Origin of the sequence: Nocardia carnea (assembly GCF_029868855.1) — a bacterium.
GTDB classification, from domain to species: Bacteria; Actinomycetota; Actinomycetes; order Mycobacteriales; family Mycobacteriaceae; genus Nocardia; species Nocardia carnea_A.
The window spans coordinates 1-15,905 of the sequence record NZ_JARWOV010000036.1 but is presented as its reverse complement, the minus strand read 5'-3'; the positions used below and the strand labels follow the sequence as shown (position 1 = coordinate 15,905).

Annotated in this window: 20 protein-coding genes; 11 read left to right on the top strand and 9 right to left on the bottom strand. The window is 67.3% G+C overall.

All coding sequences use genetic code 11. The annotated features are described in order from the left end of the window. Positions 1–186: 186 nt before the first annotated feature. The 3 genes from QH195_RS02885 to QH195_RS02875 are packed head-to-tail and all read right to left on the bottom strand — an operon-like array spanning position 187 to position 2,399. Complete coding sequence (locus QH195_RS02885; protein WP_280434238.1) at positions 187–696, bottom strand: carboxymuconolactone decarboxylase family protein; 510 nt, start codon at positions 694–696, stop codon at positions 187–189. Between the two features lie 49 nt (positions 697–745). Beyond that, on the bottom strand, positions 746–1,186 hold the full coding sequence (locus tag QH195_RS02880) for a DoxX family protein (RefSeq protein ID WP_280434237.1): 441 nt from the start codon (positions 1,184–1,186) through the stop codon (positions 746–748). Positions 1,187–1,226: 40 nt separating this feature from the next. Continuing rightward, a complete protein-coding gene (locus tag QH195_RS02875; RefSeq protein WP_280434236.1) occupies positions 1,227–2,399 on the bottom strand; it encodes a serine hydrolase domain-containing protein in 1,173 nt (390 codons plus the stop codon). Between the two features lie 267 nt (positions 2,400–2,666). Here QH195_RS02875 and QH195_RS02870 point away from each other — a divergent pair, with 267 nt between their 5' ends. The 3 genes from QH195_RS02870 to QH195_RS02860 all read left to right on the top strand — a co-directional run bounded on the left by QH195_RS02870 (position 2,667) and on the right by QH195_RS02860 (position 5,056). Continuing rightward, positions 2,667–3,548 carry a sigma-70 family RNA polymerase sigma factor gene (locus QH195_RS02870; protein WP_280434235.1) on the top strand — a complete coding sequence of 294 codons (882 nt, stop codon included), beginning with the start codon at positions 2,667–2,669 and terminating at the stop codon, positions 3,546–3,548. Between the two features lie 128 nt (positions 3,549–3,676). Further along, on the top strand, positions 3,677–4,336 hold the full coding sequence (locus tag QH195_RS02865; RefSeq protein WP_280426224.1) for a GAP family protein: 660 nt from the start codon (positions 3,677–3,679) through the stop codon (positions 4,334–4,336). A gap of 69 nt (positions 4,337–4,405) precedes the next feature. Next, positions 4,406–5,056 (top strand): Uma2 family endonuclease, encoded by a 651-nt coding sequence (locus QH195_RS02860; RefSeq protein WP_280426223.1) that lies wholly within the window; start codon positions 4,406–4,408, stop codon positions 5,054–5,056. 35 nt (positions 5,057–5,091) lie between these two features. Here QH195_RS02860 and QH195_RS02855 read toward each other — a convergent pair whose 3' ends face one another. Next, positions 5,092–6,063, bottom strand: a complete 972-nt coding sequence (locus QH195_RS02855; protein WP_280434234.1) for an oxidoreductase — start codon at positions 6,061–6,063, stop codon at positions 5,092–5,094. A 54-nt stretch (positions 6,064–6,117) separates the two neighbouring features. Between QH195_RS02855 and QH195_RS02850 the strand changes: the two genes are divergently transcribed. Then, on the top strand, positions 6,118–6,594 hold the full coding sequence (locus tag QH195_RS02850) for a MerR family transcriptional regulator (RefSeq protein WP_280426221.1): 477 nt from the start codon (positions 6,118–6,120) through the stop codon (positions 6,592–6,594). A 126-nt stretch (positions 6,595–6,720) separates the two neighbouring features. Here QH195_RS02850 and QH195_RS02845 read toward each other — a convergent pair whose 3' ends face one another. Beyond that, positions 6,721–7,068, bottom strand: coding sequence for a DUF6463 family protein (locus tag QH195_RS02845; protein ID WP_280426220.1), 348 nt, complete (start codon positions 7,066–7,068; stop codon positions 6,721–6,723). A 29-nt stretch (positions 7,069–7,097) separates the two neighbouring features. Between QH195_RS02845 and QH195_RS02840 the strand changes: the two genes are divergently transcribed. Together QH195_RS02840 and QH195_RS02835 are read left to right on the top strand one after the other, a co-directional pair. Further along, positions 7,098–7,703, top strand: coding sequence for a TetR/AcrR family transcriptional regulator (locus QH195_RS02840; protein ID WP_280426219.1), 606 nt, complete (start codon positions 7,098–7,100; stop codon positions 7,701–7,703). Positions 7,704–7,775: 72 nt separating this feature from the next. Continuing rightward, entirely contained in the window at positions 7,776–8,687 is a 912-nt protein-coding gene (locus tag QH195_RS02835) for a MerR family transcriptional regulator (RefSeq protein ID WP_280434233.1), read from the top strand. Positions 8,688–8,821: 134 nt separating this feature from the next. Here QH195_RS02835 and QH195_RS02830 read toward each other — a convergent pair whose 3' ends face one another. Both QH195_RS02830 and QH195_RS02825 read right to left on the bottom strand, forming a co-directional pair. Beyond that, positions 8,822–9,031 (bottom strand): DUF397 domain-containing protein, encoded by a 210-nt coding sequence (locus tag QH195_RS02830; protein WP_280434232.1) that lies wholly within the window; start codon positions 9,029–9,031, stop codon positions 8,822–8,824. Beyond that, positions 9,028–9,912 carry a helix-turn-helix domain-containing protein gene (locus QH195_RS02825; protein WP_280426216.1) on the bottom strand — a complete coding sequence of 295 codons (885 nt, stop codon included), beginning with the start codon at positions 9,910–9,912 and terminating at the stop codon, positions 9,028–9,030. The genes QH195_RS02830 and QH195_RS02825 overlap by 4 nt, the downstream gene beginning before the upstream one ends. Positions 9,913–10,250: 338 nt before the next feature. Between QH195_RS02825 and QH195_RS02820 the strand changes: the two genes are divergently transcribed. Both QH195_RS02820 and QH195_RS02815 read left to right on the top strand, forming a co-directional pair. Continuing rightward, entirely contained in the window at positions 10,251–10,394 is a 144-nt protein-coding gene (locus QH195_RS02820; RefSeq protein WP_280434231.1) for a hypothetical protein, read from the top strand. A gap of 164 nt (positions 10,395–10,558) precedes the next feature. Continuing rightward, positions 10,559–10,747, top strand: coding sequence for a hypothetical protein (locus QH195_RS02815; protein ID WP_280434230.1), 189 nt, complete (start codon positions 10,559–10,561; stop codon positions 10,745–10,747). Between the two features lie 31 nt (positions 10,748–10,778). Here the strand turns inward: QH195_RS02815 and QH195_RS02810 are convergent, their stop codons facing one another. Continuing rightward, positions 10,779–11,663 carry an ESX secretion-associated protein EspG gene (locus QH195_RS02810; RefSeq protein ID WP_280434229.1) on the bottom strand — a complete coding sequence of 295 codons (885 nt, stop codon included), beginning with the start codon at positions 11,661–11,663 and terminating at the stop codon, positions 10,779–10,781. A 124-nt stretch (positions 11,664–11,787) separates the two neighbouring features. On the opposite strand from QH195_RS02810, the gene QH195_RS02805 reads away from it, so the two are divergent. Continuing rightward, the gene (locus tag QH195_RS02805) at positions 11,788–12,075 is read left to right on the top strand and encodes a hypothetical protein (protein WP_280434228.1); all 288 of its coding nucleotides are present in this window, start codon (positions 11,788–11,790) and stop codon (positions 12,073–12,075) included. Between the two features lie 97 nt (positions 12,076–12,172). Here QH195_RS02805 and QH195_RS02800 read toward each other — a convergent pair whose 3' ends face one another. Next, a complete protein-coding gene (locus tag QH195_RS02800) occupies positions 12,173–13,087 on the bottom strand; it encodes a LysR family transcriptional regulator (RefSeq protein ID WP_280434227.1) in 915 nt (304 codons plus the stop codon). 140 nt (positions 13,088–13,227) lie between these two features. Here QH195_RS02800 and QH195_RS02795 point away from each other — a divergent pair, with 140 nt between their 5' ends. Further along, positions 13,228–14,478 (top strand): FAD-dependent oxidoreductase, encoded by a 1,251-nt coding sequence (locus QH195_RS02795; protein WP_280434226.1) that lies wholly within the window; start codon positions 13,228–13,230, stop codon positions 14,476–14,478. Positions 14,479–14,536: 58 nt separating this feature from the next. Then, positions 14,537–15,811 (top strand): MFS transporter, encoded by a 1,275-nt coding sequence (locus QH195_RS02790; protein WP_280426209.1) that lies wholly within the window; start codon positions 14,537–14,539, stop codon positions 15,809–15,811. Positions 15,812–15,905: the final 94 nt, after the last annotated feature.

Sequence of the window (15,905 nt, the reverse complement as noted above, 5' to 3'; positions counted from 1 at the left end):
CCGGCCGGTCGCCGGCCGAACAGTGGACGCCGGTGCCGGCCTGACAGGTCGAAACCAACCGTGGCGGGGGGGGGGGCGGCCCCGCGGGGCTCTGGCCCCTACTGGGGCCGGCGGCCCCCCCGCGCCCCCCCCCCCGGGGGGGGGTTCTTGGGGCCCCCCCCCCCCGCCACGGTTGGTTTCGACCTGTCAGGCCGGCACCGGCGTCCACTGTTCGGCCGGCGACCGGCCGGGCAGCGGTTTGCCGATGAGGGCCAGCGGGACGAAGAAGTTCACCTGGCCGATGGCCATCGCGAGGGTCGCCAGGGCCGTGTCGTCGTAGTGTTCGGCGACGCGGGCGTACAGCTCGTCGGGCACGCGTTCACCGTGCGGTGCCGGTTGCAGTACCGCCTCCACCAGCGCGAGCGCCGCCCGTTCGGCCCCGGTGAAATAGGGAGCGTCGCGCCAGGTGGCGACCGCGGCGATACGTTCCTCGGATTCTCCGGCGGCGCGCAGATTCCCGGCGTGCAGGATCGCCAGGTAGGTGCTGCCGACGAGCTGTCCGGCGCGCAACTGGACCAGCCCGATCGTGACCCGGGATATCGCACCGTTACCGGTCGCCTTGAACAGCGCCGCCCCGACCTCGCCCAGTGCCGGGACGAGCTGCTGCGGATTCGGCAGGCGGGAGGTATCGGTCTGCTGGGTGGTGTTCGTGCTCATGACTGTTCGTTTCCTTCTCTGTTGTGGTGAATCCGTGGTGGTGGACCGGTCAGGCGGGCTGTGGGCGCCGGCTCCCGCCTAGGGCTCGCAGCGCGGCAGTCGTCGACGTGCCCTGCGGCAGCCAGGCGCGGGCGGCGAAGGTGCAGGCGGCGAAGGCCAGCGGCACGGCCCATTTGTCCGGGCCGTCGCCGGCGGCGAGATGGGAGGTGGCGGCGCCGCCGTACACGAAAACCAGTCCGGCGTAGGCCCACTCCTTGGTACGGGGGTGACCGGGGGTGAGGATCGCGGCAAGCGCGGCGGTTTTGGCGACACCGAGCATGGTGGCGAAGTACATCGGGTAGCCGAGGTGGTCGAACGAGTCGCGGACGTAGGAGATCCGGGCGAGGTCCCAGTAGGCGCCGACCGCGGTCTCGGTCAGGACGGCCGCCACCGGAACCCAGCGCGCGAGTTTCAGGCCGCGGGACCTCGGTGAAGTGGTGCGAGTGGACATGGTTGTACTACTCCTCGGAGTCGGTGGACGAGTGGGGATGTCAGGCGGCCGATGCGAGACCGGATTCGGTCGCCGCGCGGTGGATGACCGCGGCCAGCCGGGCGTTCTCGGGTGCGTTGAAGGCGAAGGCGGCGCGGCGGCGGGTGTAGCCGTAGGTGAGACCGCTGTGCGGATCGGCGAATCCGTCGGAGCCCGCTGATCCGGTGTGCCCGAACGCGTGCGCACCGAGGAACGGGTACAGCAGGCTCTTGGCCTCGAATCCCAGTGCGTACGGTGCGCGATCGCCCCGCACCAGGTCGACGCCGCTGGAATGGATCGCGGATACGGTGGCGATGGTTTCGAGCGACAGCAGCGGGTCCCGCCCGTCGATACCGGTGACGGCTGCCGCGTACATCGCCGCCAGACCACGTGCACTGCCGACACCGCCGGCCGAACCCTGACCGAGCCGGCGCAGCACCGGATCGTTGGGCAGCGCCATGACATCGGCGGCGGTGAAACCGCGCGCGTTGAGGTTGTAGGAGATCCCGGCCACGCCGTACGGGTTGGGCGAGTTCGCCGCGAAGGCGGCTTCCATCTCCGCGTTCGCCCGCCACGGCAGGATCGGCAGGTAGCGGTGATCGATCTCTTCGGGCAGCCCCAGGTAGACGTCCAGCCCGTAGGGTGCGCGGATACGCTGCTCGTACAGCTCCTGGACAGTTTTCCCGGTGAGCGCCCGCACGACCTGACCGAGGATCGCGTACATCACGAACCCGCCGTATCCGTGCACACTGCGCGGCGCGAACCACGGTCGCTGCCCGACCAGCCGTTCGGCGATGACGTGTTCGTCGGCCAGCTCGGCGACGGTGAAACCGCCGTCGGCGCCGACGATCCCGGAGCGGTGCACGAGCACATCGCGCACCGTGATCTGCTCCTTACCCGCTGTGGCGAACCGCGGCCAATAGTGGGCGACCGGCCGGTCGATATCGAGCACGCCGTCCTGGATCAGCAGCGCGATCACCAGCCCGGCGGCCCCTTTGGACGACGAATGCAGGCCGGTGAGGGTGGTGTCGGTGACCTCCGGACCCGCCCACAGGTCCACTACCCGCCGGCCGCGCACGAACGCGGCGAGCTGTGCACCGGATTCCCCGTCCTCCTCGGCAACGACGGCGGCGAACTCGGCCCGCACCTGCTCGTAGCCGTCGGCGACGGTGCCGTGTACTTCGATTTCCTGCATGGTTTCGGTTCCCTTCGACAGAGGTTCGAGCGGTCCGCGCGGCGGGAGCTCCGGGCTCCGTCCGCCGCGGCGGAGCGGGTTCTGCTGCACTGACGGACGGCGGGAACAAAACGTGACCGCGGTCGGTGAAAGAGCTGGTCAAAGCCCCTGTCGGTGGCTGCCACCGACAGGTCGTCCGGTCGGACCCCGCGACCCGGCGAGCATTAGGGTCACGTTCGTCGTCTCCGATACGTCATCGGTACAAGACGAGATCGAGGAGAGACTGTCGTGCACGACGATCAACTGCTGGCCGACCGGTTCGAGGAACACCGCACCCATTTGCGGGCGGTCGCCTACCGCATGCTCGGCTCACTCACCGAAGCCGACGACGCGGTGCAGGAGGCATGGCTGCGGCTGGCCCGCACCGACACCACCGAGGTCGGCAATCTGGGCGGCTGGCTGACCACGGTCGTCGGGCGGGTCTGCCTGGATATGCTCCGCAGCCGCAAGACCCGCCACGAGGAGCCCCTCGAAGCCGAGCATCTGCCCGACCCGGTGATCGTCAGCGAGACCACACCCGACCCGGAACACGAAGCCCTACTGGCGGATTCGGTCGGTCTGGCGCTGCTGGTGGTACTCGAATCGCTGAGTCCGGCCGAACGGCTGGCCTTCGTCCTGCACGATATGTTCGCCATGCCGTACGAGCAGATCGCGCCCATCGTCGACCGCACCCCGCAGACCGCCAAGAAACTCGCCAGCCAGGCGCGCCGCCGGGTTCAGGGAGCGACCCCGAACCCGGACCCGGATCTGTCCCGGCAACGCCGTGTCGTGGACGCCTTCCTCACCGCCGCCCGCGGCGGCGACTTCGACGAACTGCTCCGCCTGCTCGACCCCGACGTCGTCTTGCGCGCCGACGCCGGCGAAACCATGCGCGTGATCCGCGGCGCCACCGCCGTCGCCGGCCAGGCCGAAACGTTCCGGCGGATGGCCACCACCTGCACCATCCACCCCGCCGTGGTCAACGGTGGCGCGGGCCTGGTCAACACCCTCGACGGTGCCCCGTTCTCGGTGCTCGGTTTCACCGTCGCCGGCGACCGCATCACCGCCATCGATATCCTCGCCGACCGCGACCGCCTCACCCGTCTCGACCTGACCGCCGTCCTCGGCTGAACCGGTACTCGAAACCCGGTCGGTGCTGTTCGGTGGCCGGCAACCCTGGGTCACGATGCGTCAACGACACGAGATCGGACCAGCGCAGCGCAGGCCGTGGACTGTAGTCGTGTCCTACCGTCCAGCAGATGAGCACTGTGATCGGTGATCTGCTCCCGCTGGCAATCGGGGTGGCGATCTCCCCGATCCCGATCGTGGCCGCGATCCTGATGATCCTGTCGGCCCACGCCGGCGGAGCCGGGCGCGGGTTCGCGCTCGGCTGGGTCGCCGGGATCGCCGCCGCCACCGTGATCGCGGCGTTGCTGGCCGGTCCGCTGGGCGGCGGAGGTGATCGGGAGCCGTCGGCGGCGGGCGCGTGGGTGAAAATTGTGCTCGGGATCTTGCTGTTGGGTTTGGCCGCAGGGCAGTGGCGGTCGCGCGCCGAGACCGCGATACCGGGCTGGATGAGCGCCATCGACACCCTGACGGTGGCGCGGGCGACCGGATTGGGAGCGCTGCTCTCCGCGGTGAACCCGAAGAACCTGCTGCTGTGCCTGTCGGCCGGTGTGGTGATCGGGGCCGGCGGCACCAGCGTCGGCGGACAAGCCGTCGCCGTCCTCGTGTTCACGGCACTGGCCGCCTCCAGTGTGCTGGCCGTGATCCTCGGCTACACCCTGGCCGCCGACCGGCTGCGCGAACCGCTGAACCAGCTACGGGCGTGGTTGCAGGACAACAACCACGTGGTGATGGCGATCGTGCTCCTGGCGATGGGCGCAGTCGTTGCCGGGCACGGAATCAGCGGCCTGTGACACGACGTGGCAGGTATTCGAATCGCTACACGCCTGCTCGACGCCCTGGTATCCGCATACGATTGGCCCATGTCCTCGCCCCGGATCGAGAAGCCCGACCTCCCCGAATACATGACCTGGGAGGAATTGGAGCGTCTACCGGACGAGATCGCGGAACAAATCGAACTCTGGGACGGACGGGTGGTGTGGGTGCGGCGCGGACCTCGCGAACACCAGAAGTTCACTCGTCGACTCGTCAACGAGATCGAGCGCTGCTCACGCGAGCACATGGCCGCCCGTCCTGAACGCTGCTGGGAGGTCGAGTCCGAAACCAACGTGTTTCTGGGATCGAGTGGCAAGTCGGACTTCCTGACGCCGGACTTCCTCGTGCACCGATGCATTCCCTCCTATCAGGATGTCCGGGCCGCGGATACGGTGCTTGTCGGCGAGGTGTTGTCGCCATCCAACACACAAACAGACATCGAGGCCAAGAAGAGCCGGTACGCGGCTGCGGGGATCGCCTGGTACTGGGAGGTGACTCTGCAACAGGATGTCAGCGCGATCGCGAAGATCCGAGCATATGGGCTGGAAACTGGGGTCGCCACATTGCCCGAAGGCGTCCGTCCGCTGCACCGGTCCGACTACCGGTTGGTGGGAGAATGGACGCACGCAGACGAAACAGGCGTCTCGTTCGGGTTTCCGTTCCCGATCGACATCACCTGGGCAGCCCTCGCCTTCTGAGTGCTCACAGCAGGCCCGCGGTCCACCGGAAGGGTTCATCGCGTGATCGGGGTGGCGCCGGTCGCTGCGACGGACAGCTCCCACAGCCGGGCGGCCGATCCGGGGTCGACGGCGTAGGCGCGGACGCCGCCGTCATCCATGGGTGCGCCGGGGTCGGAGATCCGTGCGACCTCGCAGTCCTCGAGATAGAGCCCGCCGCGCTCGGTGAGCAGCGCGGAAGTGGCGGCCCACAACCCGGTGGCGGCCCCTTGGGCGGGCGTTTTGAAATCGGCGCCGATTACGCGGCCGTGCTCGTCGATCCACCCGCGGTCGATCTGTTCCTGCCGGGTCATCTCCCGCTGGAGGCCGGTGATGATCTTTCCCGGGTGCAGCGCGAACGCCCGGACGCCGTCGTTTCGCCCGAGCGCATCGAGGTGCACCGCGAACAGCGCGTTGGCCGTTTTTGCCTGGCCATAGGCGAGCCATTTGTCGTAACCGGTGCGGAAGTGCGGGTCGTGCCAGCGGATATCGGTCAGGGTGTGGCCCGCGGAGCTGTTGACGACGACACGTGCGCCGCCTGCGGCGGCGAGGAGCGGATACAGCTCACAGACGAGTGCGAAGTGGCCGAGATGGTTCACGGCGAGCTGACCTTCCCAGCCGTGTCCCACCCGTTTTTCAGGGGTGGCCATGATGCCGGCGAGGGCCATCACCAGGTCGAGTTCGGCGAGACGGTCTTCGATCTGCGCGGCGGCGGTACGCACGCTGCCGAGGTCGGCCAGATCCATGGGGATCACCTCGCAACCGTCCACATCCGCGAGCGCGGCGCGGGCTTCGGCAGGGCGGCGGGCCGGGACGACAACCCTGGCACCGGCGGCGGCCAGACTTCGGGCGGTTTCCAGTCCGAGCCCGGAGTAGCCGCCGGTCACGAGGGCGGTGGCGCCCGAGAGATCGATATCGGCGAGCACATCCCGGGCGGTGCTGGTGGCGGAGAACGGGGAGCCGAGCGGCTGCTGATCGGTGAGTGTCATGCGGAGGACCATAGAAACTAGAGCGAGGTCTAGCTCAAGTCCTACGCTGACCGTATGGCGACTCCCGAAACACGTGCGGAGCCCCTCGGCATCGGTGAGGTGGCCGAGCGGACCGGGCTCAGCGTGCACGCTCTGCGCTTCTACGAGCGCGAGGGACTGCTGGTCGGGCCGGTTCAGCGGACGTCGGGTGGCCGGCGGCGGTACACCGCCGCCGATGTCGACTGGTTGCTGATCTGCGTCAAGCTGCGCGAATCCGGGATGCCGCTGGCCGATCTCGTACGGTTCGCCGAGCTGGTGCGGCAGGGTCCGGGCAACGAGGCCGAACGGCTGCGGCTGCTCGATGCCCATGAGCAGCGTGTCGAGGCGCAGATCACGGCACTGGAGGAATGCCGTGCCATCATCGCCTGGAAAGTCGGCGTCTACGCCGAGCACCTCTCCCGCGGCACCGCCGGTGGACTCTGGGATCCGACCGCCCCGAAACCGGAGAATTCCCGGGCGCATCCCACCCCGCCGGCGCCCGGACTGTTGTAGCGCATAGAACGGCAGGTGCCCGAGGCGGATCGGTCGGTACGAGCAGCGGTGGCCGCCTCGGCTCGGCTCATCCGAGCGCGGGAGCGACCGCTCCCGGCACATATTCAGCCGGCCATGGGTGGCCCCTCAGGCCGTGGCGGTAGCCACCGGGCGTCCCTTGATCCAGCCGCCGACACCGAATGCGAGTGGCAGGAGAAGGCTGAGGAATCCCGAGACAGGCATGTAGATCAGACCGAAAGCGGCCAGCACCACGATCGCGGCGAGGATCGGCGCGGTGACGAATCCGCGGGCCCGCTCGACCTCGATGACCGCGATTCCGAAACCGATGGCCAGGACACCGAATGCGGTGAACCAGAAGGACAATTCGCTGTCCTGATCCTGTGTCGCCCAGGCGACGATACCCATGACGGTATGAACCGACCCGATGAAGGCGAGCAGGCCACCGACCACCGGAACCCTAGTTTTTGAATCCATATTCTAAAACTATGTCCTAAACTGACCCGGTGGCAAGACCCCGGCGGTTCACCGATGATCAGGTCCTCGACGCGGCCCGCGACCTGCTCGCCGACCCCGCGATCACCCGGCCGGGCATCGCCGCGATCAGCGCCGCCTCCGGCGTGCACACCGGATCTATCTACGTACGTTTCGCCTCCCGCGACGAACTGCTCGCGCGGCTGTGGCTCCGCTCGATCCGCCGTTTCCAGACCGGTCTCATCGATGCCCTGTCCGGCCCGGACCCGCTACTCGCCGCCGCGGCATACCTGCCGCGCTATTGCCGCGAACATCCCACCGAGGCACGGGCGATGAAGATGTTCCACCGGGAAGAACTACTCGGCACCGGACCGGACGATCTACGCGCCGCGATCGCCACCGTCAACGACGAGATGAACACCGCGATACACGATGCCGTGACCACGGAGTTCGGCGTCGCCGACGAACTCGGTATGGCCATCGCCACCGCCGCGGTCAAAGCCATCCCCTACGGCCTGGTCCGCGACTACATCGCGCGCGCCGCCCCGATCCCGGTATGGATCGACGATATCGCCGCCACCGCATCCACCGCCGTCGTGCGCGAGTTCGGCCGGCGAACCGCCGTCCGGCACCGCTGACTCCACACCGATCATCGGCGGTACTCCGATCGGGCTTGACCTTCCACCCGCTGGAAGGTTCAGGCTGTACTCGTGACCGACCGCGACACCTTGTTCACCATCGGGCAACTGGCACAGCGCACCGGCCTCGACGCCAGAACCATCCGGTTCTGGTCGGACGCGGGACTGGTGCCACCCACCACCCGCAGCCCCGCCGGGTACCGGCTCTACGACACCGAAGCCGTCGCCCGGCTCGAACTGGTACACACCCTGCGCGAACTGGACCTCGATATGGCCACCGTACGCGCGGTGGTGGAGCGGCAGACCGGTTTGGCGGAGGTGGCGGCCGCCCACGCGCGAGCGCTGGACGCCGAGATCCGCACGCTGCGGATACGCCGCGCGGTTCTGCGGTCGGTCGCACACCGCAACAGCACCACCGAGGAGTTGAGAATCATGCACGAACTCGCCACCCTGTCCGCCGCCGAACGCCAGCGGATCATCGACGATTTCGTCGACGAGGCATTCGCGGGCATCGAACCGGACGCCCCCGGCGCCCATATCGCCGACGGGATGCGGTCGATGCCGGCCACCCTGCCCGACGATCCGTCACCCGAACAGGTCGATGCCTGGATCGAACTGGCGGAACTGGTGCGCGACCAGGGTTTCCGGGACCGCTGCCGGGAAATGGCCGTCACCGGCGCCCGTGCTGGGGACGCCCGGGTTCCGGAGGCCGATACCGCCGCCGGCACCGCTGCCATGGAAGCCGGAACCGCCGCACTCGAGGCCGGTATCGCACCGGACTCGGCGCCAGCGGCCGATATCCTCGCCCAGGCTCTTCCGGATGTCGTCGACCGAACCGCCCTCGCCGACCAGATGGCCACGTTCACCGACAGGCGGGTCGAGCGTTACTGGTCGCTGCTCGGGATCATCAACGGCTGGCCCGCACGTCCGTCGATGATTCCGGGTGCGGAATGGCTCATCGACGCCCTGCGAGCGCACGCATAGCGGTCTCAGCACGCCCAACATGCACCGGGCGACATAGCGGGAGACAAGCAGGCGACTCTTACCTACGGACTGGATGACGAACCCCGCCCCGGGCACAGTTCCGGCGGCGGGGTCATCTCGTTGGGACGTGTATTTCAGTGGGTCGGTTCGAATCCGCCACCAGCGACGGCGGCGGTGAACGCATCCCATTCGTCCGGTCCGAAGGCCAAGGCCGGGCCGGTGGGGTTCTTCGAATCCCGCACACCAACCGACCCACCCCGCAGGTGGGCAATCTCGACACAATCGTCGCCGCTGGTGCTCCGGCTGCTCTTGAACCATGTCGCCCCGGACAGATCGACGTTCATGACCGATACTCCCTCGCCGTCGCCCTGATGAGGCGCAGTGTGTCGTCTTCGTCCAATGCTACTTGCAGAATGGACGTGCGAGTCGCCTGATACTGGTCGATCTCGGTCGGCTTGTCCAGATACAACGATCCGGTGAAGCCTTCGATGTAGACCACGGGATCTTCCGTCAGCGCGGGATTCAGATGCTCGGGAAACTCCAAGTAGACAAAGTGTTTCGACATCAGGCCAAGGTGACCGGGGGCATCGAACGGCACGATCCGCAGCGATACGTTCGGCTGTGTTCCCAGGGTGACGAGGTGATCCAGTTGATCCGCCATAGTCTCGGCTCCGCCGATGCGTTGCCGTATCACAGATTCACTCAGAGCAACCTCGAGCTCGAATCCTGATCGTTCGAAGATTCGTTCCTGGCGACGCTCGAGCAGAATCACCTCCTCTTCGGGATCGATTGGCCTACCGAGCGGCTCCGATACTTCCCACATAGCCCGCCGGTAAGCGTGAGTTTGGAGCAACCCCGGCAACGTCATCGTCTGCCAAGAGAACACCTCACAAGCCGCTCGTTCGAGCTCGAAAAATATTTCGGCTTTAGGGGTCACGGCGTCAGCGTTGGACTGCCACCACCCGTCCTTCCGGGACTCGTCGACGAGCCACAAGAGTTCGCGGCGGTCGTCCGCGCTCGCTTCGTAGGTATCGCAGAGGGCGTTGATGACCATCTTCTTCGTCTCGCTGTTGCGCCCGGTTTCCAACCGCCACAACGTTTGTGCACCCATCTCACACCTGCGGGCCGCATGCGCGCGGGTCAGCCCGGCAAGCTCGCGCATCTCACGCAAACGCCGGCCGAGTACACGACGCGGCAGAGTCGGCGGGTTCGGTTCGATCGACATAGGGGTGTCGCCTTTCGTTAGCGTAACTCGGGGTTATGTCATGTCGAATGGAACAGTCGAACAGCTTGGAATTACCGATCCATTCGGATCAAAACTATTGTGCGCCTGGATCTTACGAAGGACTCCACAATTTCGGAAGTGGATGTTCTACTGAACATGCACCGCCCTGGCAGCACCCTCCGCCGTGGAAGATTCCACCCGGCCGGACTGTCTCGAACGAGTCAGTTCTTTCCGGGTTTCCACCCCGGAAACCCTGCGAACCGACCACCACACCCCGAATTTGCGAGGCGACCATGATATTCGGCCTACCGGTGACAGATCACCGGCGCATACCGGTGATGACCATTTCCCACGCCCATCTCGTCATGCAGGCACATATCGACTGCCCACTCACCGCCTGCCCGCTGAAACAGCAGGCCAGGGACCGGCTGATCGAGGAGCGTCGTCTTGCACCCGGGGGCCGGGAGTTCCTGGGCAATTGACCGAAATACACCGAGGCCCCCGATGAAAGAGAAACTCCCCCAGCGGATTCCCGGTGGAATTCCCATTCCGGATGATCCGCTATGGAGCACACCGGTCGATATCGCATCCCTCACCCGAATCGTCGACGCCCTGCACCGCTGGCAGCCACCTGAATCGAGGCACCATGACCGATGAAACGGAATACACCGCCCTTTCGTTCGACGCACTCGCGGACCGCGCCCGCAATTCCGGCTACCGGTTGATACGCGAGCACAACGAACCACCGAACTGGGCGCTACTCGACGCCTCGGACGGCGAATACCTGCACACTGCAACAACTCTCGATGCGATCGCGCGGCACCTCGATGGTTGACTCCACGCCCTGTATGTATCTGCGAGAACTGTTACCTCGGGCCGTTGCCGCCGCCCCCGTGCAGACTGCGGCCGAAACTTCGGGCGCTCGCACCGACGGGGAGTTGCGGGGCCCAGCGAAATGCGCGCCCACCGTCCCACGCGGCGGAGTAGATCCACCAGGCTTCCGGCTCATCGTCACGCAGACGGCGCACGGCACGGTCGACCCATTCGGCGAACCCCGCCGCGAAATCCTGGGGTGCGGCGGGCCGCACGCTCATATGCTGGCGGGTTCTTCTCTCCAGGTAGCGCCCGTCGCCGGTGATGTCGTACCACCGGAACCCGTACCAGGGATTCGGCCGATCCAGTATCGAACCCACTCGCAATCCGGCATTCCCGCCACCGTCGGCGGGGCGCCGCACCAGGCGCCGATACTGTTCACCCGGCCCGCGTCGCATGGATTGCTGCTGCTCCCCGCCCGACGCGAGATCGTCGATATGAAAGGTGGCCGGCGCTGCCCGGCCCGGCCCGCATTTCGGCAACAGCCCCGCCAGACGTTTCGGCAGCTGGTCCGCGGCGAACAACTGGGCGTGCACCGAACCGTCGACACCGTCGGTCGCCGACTGCGCCAGCACCACCCCGTACCGTGTGGTCTGCGCACCGACCACACGGTATTCGCGAACCCCGCCCCGGTCGGTCGCGGTCGAAGCGCCCAGGATCTCGATCCGCAGATCACCGTCGGTCAGCGTGTGCAGGGCGAGCCGGATCAACTCGTGCTCGTCGCGGTCGTACCGCGCCCGCACCGCCGCGGCATGCGCCTCGTACGGATTACGCGTCTTGTAGCGGCTCAGATAACGCAGCGGACGCGGGAACCGGTCGATTCCGTCGCGATACCAGAGCGCGGCGAAATCGTCCGGCTCCCAAATCCATTTGCTCATTGTCGGTGCGGATTTCCTCGATCTGTCACGGCAGTAAGCGCCCCACGCCCGCCGAATTCTTCCGGGCTCGTCGCGGTAGCGCTGCGTCACTGAGCCCGCCGCGCTGCCGGGCGGAGTGTGCTGAATGGGTATCGAAATCCCCGAGACCCTGCAATGGGTCGCGAAGTACGTCGTCGGTGCCGGTGATTGGCCCGAGGGCGACGAGACCGCGATGCGGCGAGTGGAGACCGCGTGGGTCACCCTGGCCGGCGATCTTCAGGAGATAGGCCCGGACGCCAACCACGCGATCGACCAGGTCCTGGCCGCCATCGAAGGCGAAACCGCCCAGGCCATCAGCGACCGCTGGACCGAACTCGGGCACGGGGCAGGGCGCCTTCGACGGGTTGATAAAACATATCGAAACCCTCGGTGACGAGATCGGTGACGGCGCGGCCGATATCGAGCACACCAAGCTGGTGGTCCTAGCATTCTGCCGAATGAGGTCGGTCAGCGGGACCGAACAGCCCGCCCTACGTCCCTCGCCCCTCCGCAGCCGGTACCGGCTCGTTCACCCGCCGCGCGTATCGGGCGATCACTTCACCACCGGTTTCGACGGCAGACCGGGCCTGTTCCGGACGCACCAACCAGGTCCGCATCGGAAACGCCGGTTCCACCAGTTCTACCCACGGCCAGCCCGGCAGCAACCGGTGCGCGCTGGCCTCGCTGAGCAGCACCGCATGCGATCCGGTGACTTCCGCGCAGGCCAGAGCGTTTTCGACGAAGGACGCGAACTGCCAGATCGGGGCGATACCGGCTTCATAGGCGACCGAGATCAGCCGGTCGTGCTCGGCGGGGATCTGTTCGCGGGCGTGGGCCAGCACGCGAAGGTTGTCGAGTTCGACCAGCGGGCACGTATCCCGTTCGGCCAGCGGGTGATTCGGCCGGACCGCGAGACCGAAAGGTTTCTCGAAGAGTTCGATCGAGTGCAGGTTCGACGGTGGGTTCTGGTGGACCAGGCCGATATCGAGCCGGCCTTCCTGTACCGAGCGCAGCTGGGCGCTGCTGTTCGCGTCGCTGAATTCTATTCGGATGTCCGGGGTTTCGTTCCGGAAGGTGTGGATCAGTCCGGTGAGCCAGTCGGCCGGGAGGCCGGGCGGCAGGCCGATGGAGATCAGTTCGCGGGCGGCGGATGCGGAACGGGCCACGTCACGAGTTACGGCCGCCAATCCGAGCAGGTGTGCCGCGTGTTGGTAGAGGGCGGTGCCGGCGGGGGTCGGGTGCACTCCCCGCGGTACGCGTTCCAAGAGGTCGATGCCGCATTCGCGCTCGAGTTCTTTGATCTGCCGGGTGAGCGCCGGTTGCGACATCACGAGGCGTTCGGCCGCGCGAGAGATCGAGCGTTCCTCGACCACTGCCACGAAGTATCTGAGATGACGTAACTCCACCCCACCAGATTGCCATACCTGCAAGGTATACCCGGTCGCTGATATAGGCATTGGACGCGGGGCATAGGTATCGCACAGAGTTGTGACTCAGTCCACAGGCATTCCCCGGCGACCTCGCCGGGCAGGGATAGGAGTCAACGGTGACGCTCACCGAGCATGTCGATGTTGTTGTGGTCGGCGGTGGCGCCGGCGGGATCGCGGCGGCGGTCGGTGCCGCGCGCAGCGGGGCGCGGGTCCGGCTCGTCGAGCGGTACCCGTTCCTGGGTGGCGCGGCGACGAACAGTTCGGTGCTCACCTTCTGTGGTTTCTTCGACCAGACCCACGAAACCGTCGTCGCCGGGGTGGGCGGGGAGGTTCTGGACCGGTTGCGGGCCCGCGGGGTGTACACGGAGAAGGTCATGGGCTGGACCGGTAACCGGATCGTGCTGCTGGACGCCGAAACCACGAAGATCGTCTGCGACGAGATCGTGGCCGATGCGGGGGTCGAGACGCGCCTGCATTCCACGCTGATCGGGGCGACCCGGCGCGACGGGGCGATCACCGAGATCGAGGTCGCGCATCGGGGCGGCACCGAACGCCTCACGGCCGATGCGTTCATCGACGCCAGCGGTGACGGGGCGCTGCTGGCCTCGGCCGGGGCGGCGGTACGCACGGTCGACCTCGCCGACCGGCAGACCAACACTCTCGCCTGCCGTTTCGGCGGAGTCGCCGAGGACGCCGACCTCTCGACCGACGGTATGCGCGCCGCGGTGGCTGCCTATATCGAGGAGACGGGTGCCGACCTGCCTCGCGACCACGGGATCGCGGTCCGGCTGCCGGTGACCGGCGAGGTGATGGCGCTGCTGGTCGACGAACATTTCGACACCCTCGATGCGCGGCAGATCAGTGCCGCAGAAGCCAGTGCCCGCGCGCAGTCCTGGCGCTACCTCGACGCGATGCGCAAGGGGATGGCCGGCTGGCAGCAGGCCTACCTGGTCACCTCCGGCCCGCAGATCGGTATCCGGGAGAGCCGGCGGCTCGTCGGCAAGGCCATGATCACCGCCGATGATGTGCGGCGGGCCCGCAAACGTCCCGACGAATCCATCGGCCGCTGCGGCTGGCCGATCGAGGATCACGCCGGACCGGGCGTGACCCACTACGAGGAGATCGATGGCGGACGCTGGTACGACGTCCCCTACGATGCCATCCGGTGCGCCGACACCGGCAATGTGTGGGGTGTCGGCCGGTTGACCAGCTCGGACGACGAGGCCTTCGCCTCGGTACGGGTGATGGGCACTGCCTTCGCCACCGGACATGCCGCGGGGATCGCTGCCGCGCAGTACAGCGAGGGCCGGCGTCACGATCTGCCCGGTATCCGCCGCGCCCTGCTCGCCCAGGGGGCGATCGTATGAGCCGGCCGCGTGTGACACCCCAGCCACTGCCGTCATCCCGCGAATCGGAGCTTCGAGCATGAGCGTCCAGCACTCCTCCGCCTACCGGTGGGTCGTCCTCACGATGTGCTGGGCCGCCTTCACCATGACCTCGGTCGACCGCTCGACCTGGGGTCCGGCCTCGGCGTCGGTCAGCGATTCCCTCGCTGTGCCGATCGCCGCCATCGGCATCTTCGCGACCTGCTACTACATCGGCTACGTCGCCTCCAACGCCTTCGGCGGATTCCTCACCGACTGGCTCGGCGGACGCATGATCCTGTCGCTCACCGGGCTGGTCGCGGGCTCGTTCATGATCGTTTTCGGCACTGTCGAATCGATCACCGCAGGCTTGATCGTGCAGGGCATCGTGGGTTTGTTCGCGGGCGCCGACTACGCGGGCGGGTTGAAACTCATCGCGACCTGGTTCACACCCGCACAGCGCGGGTTCGCGATGGGTGTGTTCATGACCGCGACCTCGCTCGGCACCGTGATCGCCAACGCCGTCGTCCCCCGGCTGATCGAAGCCTCGGGGTGGCGCGAGTCGTATCACGTGTTCGGCATCGTCACCGTGGTCATCAGCATCCTGTGTTTCGTATTGCTCCGTGACCGGCCGCAGGGGGCGGTCGAGCAGACGGCACCGCAGAAATCCCGTACCAGTGCGCTGCCGGATCTGCGGCCGCTGCTGCGCAACCGTGATCTGCTTCTGCTCGCGGTCACCGGCTTCGGGGGGCTGTGGGGTACCTACGGCTTCGTCACCTGGTCGAATACGCTCATGGTCAAGGCCAACGGTATCGATCCGGTGGACGCCGGGACGGTTCTGGTGATCTTCGCCGGGGTCGCGGTCGTGGCGAAACCCATGGTCGGCTGGATCACCGACCAGCTCCGCCTCGGCCAGAAACTGCCGATCGTCGTGATCCTGGTCGTCTTCGGCGCCACCCTGCTCGCCTTCGGATCACTGTCGAGCTTCACCCAGTTCCTCTGGTGCGCGCCGCTGCTGGGGCTGGGCGCCTACGCCTACTCGCCGCTCACCGCCGCGCTGACCCCGGCTCTCGCGGGCCGTGACCTGGTCGGTTCCGCTGCCGGCGGGGTCAATGCGATCTGGCAGCTCGGCAGCGTGGTGGTGCCCGCGGTCGTCGGTTTCGTCTTCCACGCCACCGGTTCGTTCTACGCAGCGTTCATCGTGCTGGCGGTCGGCCCGTTCGTCGGCGCGGCGACCTGCTGCTTCATCCGGTCCGACCGGCCTCGGAGGAACGGCGACCGGTCTTCCGGACATACCGGCCGACCGGACCCTGCCGAGCACAAGGTCACCGTCTAGCAGCATGCGATCCAGGATCGGCCGCGCCCGCCGGGGGGGCGGCGGCGGGGGGGGTGCCCGGGGGGTGGCGGGCGCCGGGGGTGCCGGGGGTTAT

Coding starts and splice junctions, on each gene's coding strand:
- QH195_RS02805 (WP_280434228.1), top strand. CDS start 11,788: ATGGGTATCGAAATCCCCGAGACCCTGCAATGGGTCGCGAAGTACGTC.
- QH195_RS02865 (WP_280426224.1), top strand. CDS start 3,677: ATGAGCACTGTGATCGGTGATCTGCTCCCGCTGGCAATCGGGGTGGCG.
- QH195_RS02880 (WP_280434237.1), bottom strand. CDS start 1,186: ATGTCCACTCGCACCACTTCACCGAGGTCCCGCGGCCTGAAACTCGCG.
- QH195_RS02875 (WP_280434236.1), bottom strand. CDS start 2,399: ATGCAGGAAATCGAAGTACACGGCACCGTCGCCGACGGCTACGAGCAG.
- QH195_RS02885 (WP_280434238.1), bottom strand. CDS start 696: ATGAGCACGAACACCACCCAGCAGACCGATACCTCCCGCCTGCCGAAT.
- QH195_RS02860 (WP_280426223.1), top strand. CDS start 4,406: ATGTCCTCGCCCCGGATCGAGAAGCCCGACCTCCCCGAATACATGACC.
- QH195_RS02850 (WP_280426221.1), top strand. CDS start 6,118: ATGGCGACTCCCGAAACACGTGCGGAGCCCCTCGGCATCGGTGAGGTG.
- QH195_RS02845 (WP_280426220.1), bottom strand. CDS start 7,068: ATGGATTCAAAAACTAGGGTTCCGGTGGTCGGTGGCCTGCTCGCCTTC.
- QH195_RS02815 (WP_280434230.1), top strand. CDS start 10,559: ATGACCGATGAAACGGAATACACCGCCCTTTCGTTCGACGCACTCGCG.
- QH195_RS02830 (WP_280434232.1), bottom strand. CDS start 9,031: ATGAACGTCGATCTGTCCGGGGCGACATGGTTCAAGAGCAGCCGGAGC.
- QH195_RS02820 (WP_280434231.1), top strand. CDS start 10,251: ATGACCATTTCCCACGCCCATCTCGTCATGCAGGCACATATCGACTGC.
- QH195_RS02790 (WP_280426209.1), top strand. CDS start 14,537: ATGAGCGTCCAGCACTCCTCCGCCTACCGGTGGGTCGTCCTCACGATG.
- QH195_RS02810 (WP_280434229.1), bottom strand. CDS start 11,663: ATGAGCAAATGGATTTGGGAGCCGGACGATTTCGCCGCGCTCTGGTAT.
- QH195_RS02855 (WP_280434234.1), bottom strand. CDS start 6,063: ATGACACTCACCGATCAGCAGCCGCTCGGCTCCCCGTTCTCCGCCACC.
- QH195_RS02825 (WP_280426216.1), bottom strand. CDS start 9,912: ATGTCGATCGAACCGAACCCGCCGACTCTGCCGCGTCGTGTACTCGGC.